16 protein-coding genes are annotated in these 13887 nt (G+C 59.2%); 12 read left to right on the top strand and 4 right to left on the bottom strand.

From position 1 onward, the window contains the following. From HB676_RS15215 to HB676_RS15205, 3 genes are all read left to right on the top strand, one after another. The gene (locus HB676_RS15215) at nt 1-246 is read left to right on the top strand and encodes a DUF3302 domain-containing protein (RefSeq protein ID WP_213738648.1); all 246 of its coding nucleotides are present in this window, start codon (nt 1-3) and stop codon (nt 244-246) included. After that, a complete protein-coding gene (locus HB676_RS15210; RefSeq protein ID WP_213738647.1) occupies nt 243-1184 on the top strand; it encodes an efflux RND transporter periplasmic adaptor subunit in 942 nt (313 codons plus the stop codon). The genes HB676_RS15215 and HB676_RS15210 overlap by 4 nt, the downstream gene beginning before the upstream one ends. A 179-nt stretch (nt 1185-1363) precedes the next feature. Beyond that, complete coding sequence (locus tag HB676_RS15205) at nt 1364-2389, top strand: AraC family transcriptional regulator (RefSeq protein WP_213738646.1); 1026 nt, start codon at nt 1364-1366, stop codon at nt 2387-2389. A gap of 56 nt (nt 2390-2445) precedes the next feature. Here the strand turns inward: HB676_RS15205 and HB676_RS15200 are convergent, their stop codons facing one another. After that, the gene (locus HB676_RS15200; RefSeq protein WP_213738645.1) at nt 2446-2808 is read right to left on the bottom strand and encodes a hypothetical protein; all 363 of its coding nucleotides are present in this window, start codon (nt 2806-2808) and stop codon (nt 2446-2448) included. 355 nt (nt 2809-3163) lie between these two features. Here HB676_RS15200 and HB676_RS15195 point away from each other — a divergent pair, with 355 nt between their 5' ends. From HB676_RS15195 to HB676_RS15180, 4 genes are all read left to right on the top strand, one after another. Then, on the top strand, nt 3164-4453 hold the full coding sequence (locus tag HB676_RS15195; protein WP_213738644.1) for a DUF1214 domain-containing protein: 1290 nt from the start codon (nt 3164-3166) through the stop codon (nt 4451-4453). Nucleotides 4454-4520: 67 nt separating this feature from the next. Next, nucleotides 4521-5510, top strand: coding sequence for a DUF1254 domain-containing protein (locus HB676_RS15190; protein ID WP_249780274.1), 990 nt, complete (start codon nt 4521-4523; stop codon nt 5508-5510). Between the two features lie 170 nt (nt 5511-5680). After that, nucleotides 5681-6931 carry a PAS domain-containing sensor histidine kinase gene (locus HB676_RS15185; RefSeq protein WP_346347341.1) on the top strand — a complete coding sequence of 417 codons (1251 nt, stop codon included), beginning with the start codon at nt 5681-5683 and terminating at the stop codon, nt 6929-6931. Nucleotides 6932-7130: 199 nt separating this feature from the next. Then, on the top strand, nt 7131-7817 hold the full coding sequence (locus HB676_RS15180; RefSeq protein ID WP_213738642.1) for a hypothetical protein: 687 nt from the start codon (nt 7131-7133) through the stop codon (nt 7815-7817). Between the two features lie 115 nt (nt 7818-7932). Here HB676_RS15180 and HB676_RS15175 read toward each other — a convergent pair whose 3' ends face one another. The 3 genes from HB676_RS15175 to HB676_RS15165 form a co-directional block, all read right to left on the bottom strand. Then, complete coding sequence (locus HB676_RS15175; RefSeq protein WP_213738641.1) at nt 7933-9189, bottom strand: MFS transporter; 1257 nt, start codon at nt 9187-9189, stop codon at nt 7933-7935. A 230-nt stretch (nt 9190-9419) separates the two neighbouring features. Continuing rightward, nucleotides 9420-9686, bottom strand: coding sequence for a hypothetical protein (locus HB676_RS15170; RefSeq protein WP_213738640.1), 267 nt, complete (start codon nt 9684-9686; stop codon nt 9420-9422). A gap of 113 nt (nt 9687-9799) precedes the next feature. After that, the gene (locus HB676_RS15165; protein WP_249780260.1) at nt 9800-9976 is read right to left on the bottom strand and encodes a DUF3072 domain-containing protein; all 177 of its coding nucleotides are present in this window, start codon (nt 9974-9976) and stop codon (nt 9800-9802) included. 59 nt (nt 9977-10035) lie between these two features. On the opposite strand from HB676_RS15165, the gene HB676_RS15160 reads away from it, so the two are divergent. The 5 genes from HB676_RS15160 (at nt 10036) to HB676_RS15145 (ending at nt 13641) form a co-directional block, all read left to right on the top strand. Continuing rightward, the gene (locus HB676_RS15160) at nt 10036-10302 is read left to right on the top strand and encodes a hypothetical protein (RefSeq protein ID WP_213738639.1); all 267 of its coding nucleotides are present in this window, start codon (nt 10036-10038) and stop codon (nt 10300-10302) included. Between the two features lie 40 nt (nt 10303-10342). Continuing rightward, complete coding sequence (locus tag HB676_RS15155; RefSeq protein WP_213738927.1) at nt 10343-10594, top strand: hypothetical protein; 252 nt, start codon at nt 10343-10345, stop codon at nt 10592-10594. Nucleotides 10595-10816: 222 nt separating this feature from the next. Then, nucleotides 10817-12637: a lanthanide-dependent methanol dehydrogenase XoxF5 gene (xoxF5, locus tag HB676_RS15150; protein WP_213738638.1), complete on the top strand. Its 1821-nt coding sequence runs from the start codon at nt 10817-10819 to the stop codon at nt 12635-12637. Nucleotides 12638-12843: 206 nt separating this feature from the next. Next, nucleotides 12844-12966 (top strand): hypothetical protein, encoded by a 123-nt coding sequence (locus tag HB676_RS34085; RefSeq protein WP_275944943.1) that lies wholly within the window; start codon nt 12844-12846, stop codon nt 12964-12966. 201 nt (nt 12967-13167) lie between these two features. Beyond that, on the top strand, nt 13168-13641 hold the full coding sequence (locus tag HB676_RS15145; RefSeq protein ID WP_213738637.1) for a VOC family protein: 474 nt from the start codon (nt 13168-13170) through the stop codon (nt 13639-13641). Nucleotides 13642-13887: the final 246 nt, after the last annotated feature.

The following is a 13887-nucleotide window of genomic DNA, read 5'->3' as shown; positions in this document are numbered from 1 at the left end:
ATGTCCGGTCTCGATATCTTCGCCTGGATCGTCCTCATTGTCCTCGTCGCGAGCGCCGTCGGAGTGTTCTGCATCCTCGGCTGGCTGCCCGGGCACATCGCGAAGACGCGCGGGCATCCTTGGGCGGAAGCAGTGACTGCGGCCGGATGGATCACATTGATCTGCGGCTTTGCGCTGTGGCCGGTCGCGCTGATCTGGGCCTATGTCGATGTGCCGGCGCGGCGGCAGCCGGGGGCGGCGCCATGATCGTCGTCCTGCTCAACGTCTATCTCGTCATTCTCTTCCTGCTGGTGAAATTGCACATCGTCCGTTTCAACCTGTTCTGGAAAGTCTCGCCCGTCATCGTCTTCCTGCTGCTGCTGATCGGATTGTTCGTCCCGATGGGGTGGGGCGCGCCACAGGGAACCGCTGTCGTGGTGCGCAATTCCGTCGCGATCGTTCCCGACGTGGCCGGCGAGGTGATCGACGTTCCCGTGACAGCCAATGTGCCGCTGAAGACCGGCGACGTACTGTTTCGAATCGATCCCACTCCTTATCATGCGCAAGTCAAGGCGATTGAGGCGCAACTGAAATTCTCCGCGACGCGTCTCGCGCAGATGACGCAATTGTTCGAACGCGATTCCGGCCGCGGCTTCGATGTCGAGCAGCGCCAATCCGAAGTCGACCAGCTCGCCGCACAGCTCGAAGGCGCCAAATGGAATCTCGACAAGACCACGGTGCGTGCGCCGATCGACGGCTACGTCACCAATCTCGCGCTGCGCAAGGGCGCGCGCGTCGCCAATCTGCCGCTGGCGCCAGTGATGGCCTTCATCGATACATCGAACACACTGATCGGCGTCGAGCTCGCCCAGATCGATGCGCGCTATGTCGCGCCGGGGCAGGCGGTCGAAGTCACCTTCAAATATCTGCCCGGGCGGGTGTTTTCCGGCGAGGTAGAGAGCGTGCTGCAGGCGATCGCGACCGGGCAGGTGCAGACCTCGGGTACGGCGGTGCAATCGAAGGGCATCGAAGCCGCGCCGTTTGTCGCGCGCATCCGGCTCGACGACACCGGGCTGGCGGATAGCCTGCCGGCCGGCAGCACCGGGACCGCCGCGATCTTCACCGATCGCGTCAAGGCCGCGCATGTCATCCGCAAGGTCTTGCTGCGCCAGATCGCGATCACGAATTACATCAATCCGTTTTGAGGACCGCGAACCGCCGACGCGCAAGTTAGATGCAACCGGGCCTCCTTGCGCGAAGCGAATTGCCGCGCAGATCACCTGCGGATTCTTGATGCGTCTCGATAAAATACATTATAAAATCCTTGGGAAACATTCCATTCGAATGGGTAAAGCTTCACTTTCCGCCCGCCAGGAATGATGCGATGTCACTCCGACCGAGACCTCTGGATCGCTTCGGGATTATCCGTACCAAAGACATTGATGAGATGAGGAACGCCGTTGGGCGCTACTTTGGTGAGAATAAACTTATCGCCTCCAGGGGACACAGGAATTTCAGAGCGCGCGGCAATTACCTGCAGCTCGAATCTCTGGGCCTCTCGTTTGGCAGCTTCGGGGCCGCGGTCGAATTCCATTTTCCCGATTTCCCTATCGGATATACGGTGCCGATCGCATATTCCGGAAGCGGAGAAGCGATCACCGGCGGCCACCGGGTCTCGGTGGGAGGAGAACGGACCGCTATCTATGCTCCGGGAAAACCGCTGACTCTCCTTTATGACGATACCTTTGAAACGATAAACGTCCAGCTCGATCGCAAGGCAGTGTCACGCAAACTCGGCAGTCTTCTCGGATTCCAGCCGAAGCCGGATCTGGAATTCGAGCCGGTGTTTGATTTTCAACGGCCTGCCAATGCGTTCTGGAAGCGCCTCATTGATTTTGTGATCACCGAGGCCGATTCGCATGGGTCCAGTTTCCCGGCGGCAACAGCGATGGTCGAAATGGAGCAGGCGCTGCTCGTCACCTTCGTCCAATCGAACCCCCATAATTTCAGCCATCTGCTGAATGATACGCCGCGCAGTGCCGCGCCTTGGCAGGTGCGATTGGTGGAGGAATATGTCGAGGCAAATTGGGACCAGCCGATCACAATCGAGGCGCTGGTTGCGGCAACCCATTCGAGCGCGAGGAGTATTTTTCACGCGTTCAGGGAGCACCGGGGTTATTCGCCGATGGCATTTGCAAAGATGATCCGCCTGCGTCACGCCAGGGCATTGTTGTGCAGACCAGTGGAGGGCACTTCCGTGACCGACGTTGCGTACACCTGTGGGTTCGGCAACCTCAGTAATTTTGCAAAGGAGTACGCACAGTCATTCGGAGAACGCCCGTCAGAAACCTTGAATGCCAGTAGAGGTTCAAGGTCGACGCCCCGACGGAGCGAGCGGATCGGCCGCTGACCTCCAGGCTTTGGCGTGCCGTGTCGGGCCGCCAGCACGTCTCTCGCGGGACTCACTCACGCCAGGTTCAGTAACCACTGGCTGGCGTTCGACAGGCTTCCAGGCCTCCAGGACCGCACCAGCACATTTTCACGGCGCAAGATTGCAGCGAACAGAGCCGCCTGGCGGTTCCAGACGCCGTCATGGATGATCGCAACAGATTTGAAATGTGGGGCAGCCGCGCTCCAGGGCTGCAGTGCGGCAACTGACCAGCCCTCCATATTCCACTGCTTGAGTAAACGCCAATCCTGAAGCATCTGGAAATGGCTCATCTGTTTGCCCTCCATAAGCCTGGCCATGCCGGAAAATTCCCGCGTCAGCACAAGTCCTCGAAGGCACACGATGAGTATGCGCGCGTCCGACGTGTCGGTCTCGATCATGGCGGGATCATGAGATCCGCGCGCATCAGCCGCTACTCTATCACCGCAATCCCTGCTGCGATTGTGCAGCGCAGGAAACGCACAAATTTTTTCGAGCCCGGCATTTTCCGGTCAGTGATTGCACTTCCAGTGTAGCGCCGCCTGCCGGCAGTTCATATCAAGCGCCGGTCTGATCGCATTGTGTTTATTGCACTGAATTAATTGCGTCACTGCGCAGCGGCCGCGAACCTGCCGATGCCGGACGTATAAATCTGGAGGACATTGGTCCATGACAATCAGTCGTAGAGAGTCGCTGGGACTTCTGGCATTGGGCTCAATCGGTGCACATGCCTTTCAATCCGGTGCATTTCAATCCATGGCGTTGATAGATTCGGCGAGAGCGCAGTCTTCTGTGCCGCCGGCCCCCGATGAGCGGACCATCGCCGATGCCTATATCTATCTGCTGGGCCGCGTGCTGGCCATCAGGCAGGAGCACATGGATCGCAGCGATCCCGGCTTTGCGTATAATACGATCAAATACAATCCGCTTGGCTCAGCCGATTTCGTCAATCCCAATTTTGACGTGGCCTATCTCGAAGCCTGGATTGCGGCCGACGACAGCATACCGGTCATCCTGGAAGTCCCGGAAGTCAGGGATCGCTACTACACGGCACAGATTCTGGATGAATGGGGCGAGGTGATCGCCAATATCAACGAGCGTACGTTCCCGTCGAAGCCGTTCGGAAAATTTGCGCTGGTCAAGCCTGGATCGAGCGCGCGGATTCCTGCGGATGCATCTCGCATCGAGCTTCATTCCAGCAAAGCCAAATTGTTGGGCCGGGTGGAACTGAAGACGGATCGCGATGGAGCTGTTCGCCTGCAGAAGCAATTCACCCTGACCGCCCTTGGCACGCCGACCATCGCGGTCCCGCCGGCGGTACCGATGTTTGGCAACAAGGACTTGATCGGACCGGAGATTTTCGATGACGTCGATGCCAGGCTTGCGAGTGCGCTCGATGTCGCCCCCAACGCCGCAGAGCTGCAGCAAAAGGTGCGAGCCGTGGCGGCCTATGTGGGGTCAAGTGAGGCCGCGCGCACCAAAGTCGCTGCTCAACTCAAGAAGGTCGTTCCCGAATTTCAGGACTATGCGCTGACAAAGGCCATGCCCTATCGCAACCATTGGATGGGAGGCGAAAGTCCGGTTGGAAATTTTGGCAAGGACTTCCGGCTTCGAGCCGCGGTCAATTTCGCCGGCATCTGGGCAAACACGGTTGACGAGGTCGTCTATTTCATCGCTACGCGCGATAGCGATGAAAAGCCTCTCAATGGCGGCAACAGCTACGTCATGCACTTCGCTGCCGATGGGCTGCCGAAAGCCGCGGTGAATGCGTACTGGTCGGTGATCCTGGTCGGTGTGCCTGACTATCGCGTGGTTCCCAATCCGCTCAATCGATTCAATTTCAATACATATTCGCCGTTGAGATACGAGCCCGACGGTTCGCTGAAGATCACGATCGGGCCAAAGCCGGTCAACGGCGTAGCGGAGTCAAACTGGCTGCCGGCGCCGGACGGCAAGCCTTTCTCGCTGACCTTTCGGACCTATGTGCCGAAGGAGGTCGTGAAGCAGGGCGGATGGCAGCCACCCGCTTTGGCACTGGTGAAATAGCACAACAAAAATCAGGAGGATTGCCATGTCGATCACCAAACAATGCGCGACAGCGATGCTGTCAATTATGATGTTCGCTCCCGGCGCTGACGCGCAGACCTCCGGAGGGGCCTTACCCGTCACCGCCGACAACTTCATTCGCGCCGAGACCGACATGTTCTTCGGCCTGTCGGTCAAGGACGGCGCCTTGGGCAAGTTTAACCACCGCCGCACTCCGATGGGAATCGATGACCAGTTCGTCGTGCGCGGCAATCGCGACACACTCTATTCCGTCGCGATCTTCGATCTCGATGCCGGAGCTGTGACGATCGGTATGCCTGACGCCGGCAATCGTTTCATGTCGTTGCAGGTGATCGACGAGGATCAATATGTGCCCGCTGTATATTATGGCTCGGGATCACATACCTTCACGCGTGAGCGGATTGGCACCCGCTACCTCGGATTGGCGGTCCGGACATTGGCCGATCCCAACAATCCGGAAGATATCAAACAGGCGGTTGCGCTGCAGGACGCGATCACAGTCAAGCAGGCCGGTCCGGGTCGTTTCGAGGTACCCAATTGGGATTTGGTCAGCCAGAAGAAGGTACGCGATGCTCTTCTGGTTCTTGCCTCCACGATTCCGGATACGCGTCGATCGTTCGGTGCACGAGGACAGGTCGATCCGGTGCGACGCCTCATCCAGGCCGCGGCGGCATGGGGTGGCAATCCGGACAAGGACGCTCTCTATTTGAGCGTTACACCAGCCAAAAACGATGGCAGCACGGTCTACAAGCTCGATGTCGGCAAAGTGCCGGTCGATGGCTTCTGGTCTATCAGCGTCTACAACGCAAAAGGCTATTTCGAAAAGAATCCCGACAACGCCTACACGCTCAACAGCATCACGGCAAAGAAGGGAAAGGAAGATTCAATTGCCGTTCAATTCGGCGGTTGCGATGGCAAGATCGCTAATTGCCTGCCGATCGTAAATGGCTGGAATTACATGGTGCGCCTCTATCGGGCGCAACCGGAGATTTTGAACGGACAATGGAGTTTCCCCGGGGCGCAGGCCGCGCCCTGAGGGGGCGGCTGCGCCAGGGTCGCGATCACAAATTACGTCAATCCGCTTTGAAGGCGGTCATGGCGGGTGAGAAATGGTATATGCTGGCGGCTGCTGATGGCCAACCGTGAAGGGTGTGCGTAACGGGGGAGCGTTTGGTGCGAACGAGCGTGGAGCGTGGGGGTAGCTCGGTGAAACCGCCGCCGAGGGTCCGTGGGCCGATTCCGCAACAACCGGCGCTGCAGTTGATCTATGACACCGCGCCGATCGGGCTCGCCGTGCTGTCGCCGGACTGCCGCTATCTGCAAATTAACCAGCGCCTGACCGATCTCTGCGGGATCTCGGTTGAAGATCATCTGGGGCGGACCGTGCGGGATTGTGTGCCGGGTTTGGCGGATGCGGTCGAAGACATCGTCCGTTCGATCATGAGAACGGGCGATCCCGTCACCGGCATCGAGGTCGCCGGCCAGCGCGCCGACCAGGCCGAGGAGCGCTTTTGGGTCACGTATTGGCATCCGCTGCGCAATGCGGCCGGCGATATCGTCGGAATCAATGTCGCGGCCGAAGAAGTCACCGAGCGCAAGCGCGCCGAGGCGGCGCTTCATGCCAGCGAACAGGCGCTGCGTATCGCCAGGGATGCGGCCGAAGCGGCATTGCGCCACATGCAGGAGACCCAGAACTTCCTGATTGAATCGGAAAAGCTCGCCGCGCTCGGCCGGCTGGTGGCGGGTGTCGCGCACGAAATCAACAATCCCGTCGGCACCAGCCTGACCGTGGCGTCATCGCTGGAGCGGAAAATCAGTTTGATCGCGGCGGAACTGGCGCAAGACAGGCTCAAGCGGTCCACATTGAAGGAGTTCTTCGAAATCAGCCGTGCGGCGTCATCGCAACTGGTCGCCAATCTCCATCAAGCGGCCGAGATGATCCAGTCGTTCAAGCAGGTCGCGACCGACCGCAGTTACGCCAATCAGCGTATCTTCGATCTCGGCGAGCTCACCGAACAGGTGATCAAAAGTTTGCGGCCGGGTCTCAGCGAGAAAAACGTGACGCTGCGTGTCGACTGCCAGCCGGGGCTGGCGATGAACAGCTATCCCGGCCCCTATGGGCAGGTGCTGACCAATCTTTTTCTCAACGCGGTGACGCATGCGTTTGTCGATGGCAAGGGAGGTGTCGTCGATATCGGGGTGCGGGCTTCGGGAAAGAACAATGTCGAAATTGCTTTTTCCGACGATGGCTGCGGCATGGACCTCGATGTCAGGCGCAAGGCGTTCGATCCGTTCTTCACGACGCGCCGCGATCGCGGCTGTACGGGTTTGGGCCTGCACATCGTCCACACCGTCGTGACCAATTGCCTCGGCGGCCGGATCAATCTCGACAGCGAACCCGATGAGGGAACGACAATCAGGATCATCCTGCCGCGGGTGGCTCCGGCGGCGGATTAGGGCGGCTGCTGTATGAGTAGCGATGATGGGCAATCGCCGGTTGCGACATGGACGGCGATTTTGCGGCTTGGCCGCCTGTATCCTTGCGCCTTGTCTGCTGCTCCCGACACCAGCCGCATCGCAGACCACTGCGCAAAATTTTCTTGAAGACACCGGAGCGCCCGATTTTTTCAAGCCGCCGCCGAACATGTTTCAAGCCATGACGGAGTACAAGACGGCGCCGGGTTCGACGCGTGAAGTTACGACCGAGACGTTGAATTTACGCTACGATCATGCCTTCGATCTCCCGTCAGGGTGGATTGTGGCGACGCGTTGGGATTTGCCATTGCTGGCCAGGAATCCAATTAACTCGAATAATCCGAATGGCGATTATTTGTATGGCAACGGCGACATCGATGCGCAGGCTGCGCTCATTCGCAATGTCAGTTCGCGCCTGGCGTTCGGCTTTGGCATGCGGTTGATCGCGCCGACGGGTGACGACGCGCTCGGTTCGGGAAAGTGGCAGGTCATGCCGATCGTCGGCGCCCGGCTTGGCCTGCCGGAGATCAGTGCGTCAAGTTATTTCGAGCCGCTCTTGCGCTATGACGTCAGCGTGGCCGGCGATCCAACCAAGAGGAACATCAGCAACCTTCAGTTCGCGCCGATGTTCAATATCGGGTTGCCGGATCGATGGTCGCTTACCTTGTTTCCAAGTCCGGATATCCGCGTCAATTTTGGAGATCCCATCACGGGACAGACCGGCCGATGGTTCATTCCCTTTGATGTCCGTGTCGGCAAGAAACTCTCCGATACGGTTGCGCTGTCGCTCGAGGTCGGCGTTCCCTTGCTCAGGGATTACCCGGTGTATGACTTGAAGACGCAACTGCGGCTAAACGTTTATTGGTGAGTAAATCCCGTGCCGGACAAAAAGCGGCGCCATGTCCGATAAACCGATGCGCTCGACGCTGTGGAAATCCGATCGCGGCTCGACGGCGAGCCCGACGAGGGAACGACAATCAGGATCATCCTGCCGCGGGTGGCTCCGGCTGCGGGTTAGGTGCCGGCCGCGTATAGAAAAAGAAAGTCAGCGCACCGACAGCCAGCGCCGCGGCGACGAACATCAGCACGGCCGCGAGGCCATATTTCGCCGCCACCACGCCGGTGGCGGATTGCAGCAACGCGGTGCCCAGAAACACGGCCAGATTGGTCGCTGCCAGCGCCCTGCCGGCCATTTCCGGGCCCATCAATTGCGTCGTCATGCCGAACAGCAATGATTGGGTCGAGACGGTGAAGCCCATCGTGACCAGCATGACCAGATCGAATTGCGGCGGCAGCATTTGCACATGAAACAGATGCGGAAGAATGGAATCAGGCCCGCCCAGGGCCATCAGCGCTATGCAGACCGCCCCCAGGAGATGTCCGGCTGCCAGAATCATCCGGCGGTGACCGAACCTTCGATCGATCATTCCCGCACATAGCGGCGCTGTTATCAGCGAGAGCGTGAAAAGGCCGAGCTGGTTGCCGGCCTGGATTCGCGTCAGGCCTTTGACGTCCATCAGCCATGGGCCGGCCCACACCCCCCTCAGCACCAGCGTGGAGGCGAGCGAAACCAGCGCCAGCGCGATGATGCCGCGCATCGGGCGCGAAAAGCCGAGGCGCAGCACCTCGGACATCTGCGTGAGCGGAGAGGGGCGTTGCTTTTCCTCGATCCGATCTTTCGGGACCAGGAAAAATACCGCCGCTGCGATCACGACGCCGATCACCGCCGAGATCAGGAAGCCCGCGCGCCAGCCGTAATGTTCGATAACGAAGGCGAGCGGACTCGCCGAGAGCAGCATGCCGGTATTGCCGACGGAAAGAATGGCGCCGGACCAGAGGCCAAACCGTTCCGGCGGAAGCTGCTTGGCCGCCAGCGTCATCGGACCCATCAGCATGCCCGAGGTCGAAACGCCGATCAGGAATTGCGCGAACACGAAGCTGGCGGTGTTAGTCGCAAAGCCGCTCGCCAGCGCGCCGAGGATCGTCCCGGCAAACAAGATCAGCGAAACCCGCCGTACCCCGAACCGGTCCATCGCCGCGCCAACCGGTATCTGCATCGCCGCGAACGAGAAATGATAGACCGCGATCAGGCTCGCGAGGGTTTGCGGTGCGGTAGCAAAATCAGTTGCCATCAGATCGAGGCTGATCCCCGGCAATGTCCGCAGACAGGTCGAAAGCGTGTGGCCACAGGCCAACGCCAGCAGCGCGAAGAAGAGCGTTCGGGTATTGGATCGGGTCACGTTCGCCGTGTTTCTCGTTATTTTTCGGGCAGAAGCTTGCCATGCCAAGGCATGATCGGAGGTCTGATCAGAGGCATGATCATATGGCTTCTAGACTGAAAAGTTGAGGCGATGCAAACGAAACCGAGGCGCGCGGGACGGCGTTCTCCGGCTGATCAGAGGGCGCGCCCCAGCCGGGGGACTGGGGCGCCGAGAACTTCAATTGCCAAGAATGTTATAGCAGAGAGCAATCAGTTGCAGACGTTGATGCGAATGGCCCCGAAGTCGGTCCAGATCGTGCGATAGCAGGAATATCCGTAACCAACCGCGTAGACGCCGCTGCGGTAGAAGCCACCATGATAAAAGTGACCGCCATGGAAATGGCCACCGGCAAAATGATGGCCGCCGAAATGACCGTGACCGAAGTGACCACCGCCGAAGTGACCACCGAATGCGAAGGCCGGAGCGGCAGAAAGCGAAGCGACTGCGACGAGAGCAACAGCGAGTTTGCGAAACATCTTTAATCTCCGTTTGTGAGGTTCACCGTTCGAATGACGCGACCGTAGAACCTAAGCGACGGATTGAATGTGATTGATGTCACGCAGCCCCGAGGGCTGAGCGCGATTGCACATCAGAATGAATCGGCGAGTGCGATTTCCTGTTTCAGCACTTCGATCCGCCGCGCAGCTTCGGCCTGCGAGAGGTGATGTTCGAACAATCTCGGTTGATACGCTTCCTCGCTCAGGCTGCGAAGTTTCAACGCCTGGGCGCGGGTCATCTGTTCGGTCAATCGCTTCTGAATGCTCATTTTTATCACCTCGCCAATCCCGGACTTGACTCTATGTTCTTTATTTGTTCTATCAAGGCATGGACAATAAAATCAATGAAATTCGACGTAAAATCAGCACTCTAAGAGCCAAAATGCTGGACACCGAGGGTTCCATCCGGGACCTGATCAACCGTGACCTGGATTGCGCGGAAACCTCGCTCGGACTGATGGCGATGCGCCGGGAAATGATCAGCCTGATCCGGGAGCGGGACGTTCTTGGCGGCAGCGAACAGGGTGCCAACATCGCGGAAAGACTCCGCGGGAATTATCGGCCGGCCCGCAAGGTGCTGGGGAAGTGGTCCTGATATTCGAATCTGGGGGAGCGCGCGAAGCGCCATAGCCGGCATGAGCGATGAGCCGCTGTCCTCATTTGAAAAATCTTCCTTCGAAAGCTGTTCATATGAACGGTCCTCATATGAAAGATCCTGCAAAATCGAAAGACTGCGCGGGCAGCTCGTCGATCTCGGCTCTGTCATCCGCCAGTTGCAACAGTCCGGTCTGGACAGTGCGTCAGCGCAACTCCTGATCTCGCGCAAACGGGCCGAGCTGGAAGATTTGATGAATCAGGCGAGGCAGGTTCGCCAGCCGAGTACATAGTGCGGGTGGCGTTCGCCGCTCAAGCAGAGACGATATCGATAGACACGCGTTGAAGAACAATTTGCGTGAAATCGTCGCGCGACAAACTCGCAACTATCGGAATAGCAAAGGCGGCAGTACAGGTGACCGAAATGATATCGGCACCACCGGGCGTCAGCACGCTGAATCAGCGGCGACGCCTGGGCCCGTCGCTCTGCGACGTGTGCAACAGGGAGAACTCTGATGCGCCCTCTCTTTTCGAAAATCAGCTTCAGCTCAAAAATCTGCTTCAGCGCAGCCGCCGTGCTTGTTGCCGGCGCGGCGAATGCAAACGAAGAACTCATCAAGATGTCGCAAAACCCGAAGGACTGGGTGATGCCGACCGGTAACTACGCCAACCATCGCTATTCGCGGCTCAATCAGATCACCTCGGAGAATGCCACCAAATTGCAGGTGAACTGGACGTTTTCGACCGGCGTTCTGCGCGGGCACGAAGGCGGCCCGTTGGTGATCGGCAATGTCATGTTCGTCCATGGTCCATTTCCGAATCCTGTCTATGCACTTGATCTGAACAATGACGGCAAGATCCTTTGGAAATACGAACCCAGGCAAGACCCCGATGTCGTCGCGGTCATGTGCTGCGATACCGTCAATCGTGGCTTGGCCTACGCCGATGGCAAGGTCTTCCTGTATCAGGCCGACACGACGCTGGTCGCACTCGATGCCAAGACCGGCAAGGTGGCCTGGTCGGCCAGGAATGGCGATCCGTCGAAGGGCGAGACCGGGACTTCGGCACCGATGGTGATCAAGGACAAGGTCTTCGTCGGCATCTCCGGCGGCGAGTTTGCGGTTCGCGGTTCGATGACGGCGTACGACATGAAAACCGGCACGCGGGCATGGCGCGCCTATTCGGTCGGTCCGGACAATGAAATGCTGATCGATCCGCAGAAGACGACGGAACTCGGCAAGCCGGTCGGCCCCGATTCGAGCCTCAAGACATGGCACGCCGAGCAGTGGAAGCTTGGCGGGTCGACGACGTGGGGATGGTACTCCTACGACCCCGAACTCAATCTGGTCTATTACGGCTCGGCCAATCCCGGTACCTGGAATCCGAGCCAGCGGCCCGGCGACAACAAATGGTCGATGAGCATCTTCGCGCGCGATGCCGATACCGGGATCGCCAAATGGGTGTACCAGATGACGCCACACGACGAGTGGGACTATGACGGCGTCAATGAAATGATCCTGACCGACCAGACCATCGGCGGGACGGCGCGGAAACTCCTGGTTCACTTCGATCGAAATGGTTTTGCTTACACACTCGACCGAACCAACGGCGAGCTCATCGTCGCTGAAAAGTACGATCCGGCAGTCAACTGGGCCATCAAGGTCGATACCGACAAGGCCTCGCCGACCTATGGCCGTCCTATCGCCGATCCGAAATACTCCACCAAGCGCGAGGATACCAATGTGAGGGGGATCTGCCCGGCTGCGCTTGGAACCAAGGATCAACAGCCTGCCGCGTTCTCTCCCGGCACCGGCCTGTTCTACGTGCCGACCAACCATGTCTGCATGGATTACGAGCCGTTCAGGGTGAACTACACGGCCGGGCAGCCTTATGTCGGGGCGACCTTGTCGATGTACCCGCCTCCCGGCGAGAGCCACATGGGCAACTTCATTGCCTGGGACGCCCGCACCGGCAAGATCGTCTGGTCGAAGAAAGAGCAATTCTCGGTCTGGTCGGGTGCGCTGGCAACCGCCGGCAACGTTGTGTTCTACGGGACGCTCGAGGGTTATCTCAAGGCTGTCGATGCCAAGACCGGCAAGGACCTCTTCAAGTTCAAAACACCTTCCGGCATCATCGGAAACGTGACGAGTTACGAGCGTAACGGGAAGCAGCACATTGCCGTTCTCTCCGGCGTGGGTGGTTGGGCCGGCATTGGCCTGGCTGCCGGCTTGACCGAGCCCACCGCCGGATTGGGCGCCGTCGGAGGCTATGCCGGCTTGCACGGTTACACGGCGCTGGGTGGCCAGCTCACGGTGTTCTCGCTGCCCGATGGCTGACGCAGAGGGAACTAACTCCTGGCGTGTTGCAGAAGGTAACGCGTTGTAGCGACGTTGTATGGAGAAGGCCGGCTGCGCCATACGCTGCCGGCCACGCCATCCGTCCGGCAGGCCGGCCAAAATGGAACGATCGCGCCACGGCCGACCAACCGATCGCACGTTGATTTTCTCAGTGCCGGGCGCGCGCTTTCAATAGAGGTCAGCGCATGCTTGAATTTTGGAGCAACTGGTACGAGACCGTGGTCTCGGTGGAAGTGCTCGCCGCAATCATCGTTTTTGTCGTGGTGGGGACCGGCATTATCATGCTGGCGGAAGGCCGGCGGCGATAAACGGGAACGGGATTTGTCGCGGTCGCATATGACCGGGTCGTGTCGAAGCATGCGCGAAACCCGCATCGATCGTCTGTCGATCCAAACCTCGTAAAAATTTGGCGCGGCCCTTGCGTGCGGCAAAGCGATGGGTTTCGCAAATGCTCTACCCATCCTACGATCTTGCAAACTTGCGACCGGTTCCAGTCGAAAGGATATGCGATGGCAAAGAACACGATTTGTCTCTGGTACCACGGGGGTGCCGAAGCCGCTGCCCGCTTTTATGCGGAGACCTTTCCCGACAGCGCGGTCGTCGCCGTTCGCCGTGCGCCGGGCGACTACCCCTCCGGCAAACAGGGAGATGTGCTCGTCGTCGAATTCACGGTGGCCGGTGTTTCCTGCATCGGCCTTAACGGCGGTCCTGCGTTCAATCACAGCGAGGCCTTCTCGTTTCAGATCGCGACCGACGATCAGGCCGAGACCGACCGCTACTGGAGCGCCATCGTCGGCAATGGCGGCCAGGAAAATATGTGCGGCTGGTGCAAGGACAAATGGGGCATTTCGTGGCAGATCACGCCGCGTGCGCTGACCGAGGCGATGGCGGCCGGCGGCGACGAAGCCAAGCGCGTGTTCGAAGCGATGATGACCATGAAGAAGATAGACGTCGCGGCCATCGAAGCGGCGCGCCGCGGCTGAATTTTTGCCGGCATGATGAGCCGCGGGATGACGGGCCCGTGTCTCCACACCGTCGTCCCGGCCTTGAGCCCATAACCACAGGACGTGGTGTTGCGCGAAGGTCTATAAACACCGTTCTTTACAATAACGGCACGGCGTATGGGTCCCGGCGTTCGCCGGGACGACGGGTGGAGAGTTGGGGGCGACGATGGAGAATACCGTCATTGCGAGCGAAGCGAAGCAATCCATTCTTTCTTTACGCGGGAC

Origin of the sequence: Bradyrhizobium sp. dw_411 (assembly GCF_018449695.1) — a bacterium.
In the GTDB taxonomy this organism is placed as follows: Bacteria; Pseudomonadota; Alphaproteobacteria; order Rhizobiales; family Xanthobacteraceae; genus Bradyrhizobium.
Note: the sequence above shows the minus strand (reverse complement) of the source record. Positions and strands in the feature narration are given on the sequence as shown.

What these genes read in the sequence shown, in the direction of transcription:
- HB676_RS15215 (WP_213738648.1), top strand. Translation starts at nt 1, where the DNA reads ATGTCCGGTCTCGATATCTTCGCCTGGATCGTCCTCATTGTCCTCGTC.
- HB676_RS15210 (WP_213738647.1), top strand. Translation starts at nt 243, where the DNA reads ATGATCGTCGTCCTGCTCAACGTCTATCTCGTCATTCTCTTCCTGCTG.
- HB676_RS15205 (WP_213738646.1), top strand. Translation starts at nt 1,364, where the DNA reads ATGTCACTCCGACCGAGACCTCTGGATCGCTTCGGGATTATCCGTACC.
- HB676_RS15200 (WP_213738645.1), bottom strand. Translation starts at nt 2,808, where the DNA reads ATGATCGAGACCGACACGTCGGACGCGCGCATACTCATCGTGTGCCTT.
- HB676_RS15195 (WP_213738644.1), top strand. Translation starts at nt 3,164, where the DNA reads ATGGCGTTGATAGATTCGGCGAGAGCGCAGTCTTCTGTGCCGCCGGCC.
- HB676_RS15190 (WP_249780274.1), top strand. Translation starts at nt 4,521, where the DNA reads ATGATGTTCGCTCCCGGCGCTGACGCGCAGACCTCCGGAGGGGCCTTA.
- HB676_RS15180 (WP_213738642.1), top strand. Translation starts at nt 7,131, where the DNA reads ATGACGGAGTACAAGACGGCGCCGGGTTCGACGCGTGAAGTTACGACC.
- HB676_RS15170 (WP_213738640.1), bottom strand. Translation starts at nt 9,686, where the DNA reads ATGTTTCGCAAACTCGCTGTTGCTCTCGTCGCAGTCGCTTCGCTTTCT.
- HB676_RS15165 (WP_249780260.1), bottom strand. Translation starts at nt 9,976, where the DNA reads ATGAGCATTCAGAAGCGATTGACCGAACAGATGACCCGCGCCCAGGCG.
- HB676_RS15160 (WP_213738639.1), top strand. Translation starts at nt 10,036, where the DNA reads ATGGACAATAAAATCAATGAAATTCGACGTAAAATCAGCACTCTAAGA.
- HB676_RS15155 (WP_213738927.1), top strand. Translation starts at nt 10,343, where the DNA reads ATGAGCGATGAGCCGCTGTCCTCATTTGAAAAATCTTCCTTCGAAAGC.
- xoxF5 (WP_213738638.1), top strand. Translation starts at nt 10,817, where the DNA reads ATGCGCCCTCTCTTTTCGAAAATCAGCTTCAGCTCAAAAATCTGCTTC.
- HB676_RS34085 (WP_275944943.1), top strand. Translation starts at nt 12,844, where the DNA reads ATGCTTGAATTTTGGAGCAACTGGTACGAGACCGTGGTCTCGGTGGAA.
- HB676_RS15145 (WP_213738637.1), top strand. Translation starts at nt 13,168, where the DNA reads ATGGCAAAGAACACGATTTGTCTCTGGTACCACGGGGGTGCCGAAGCC.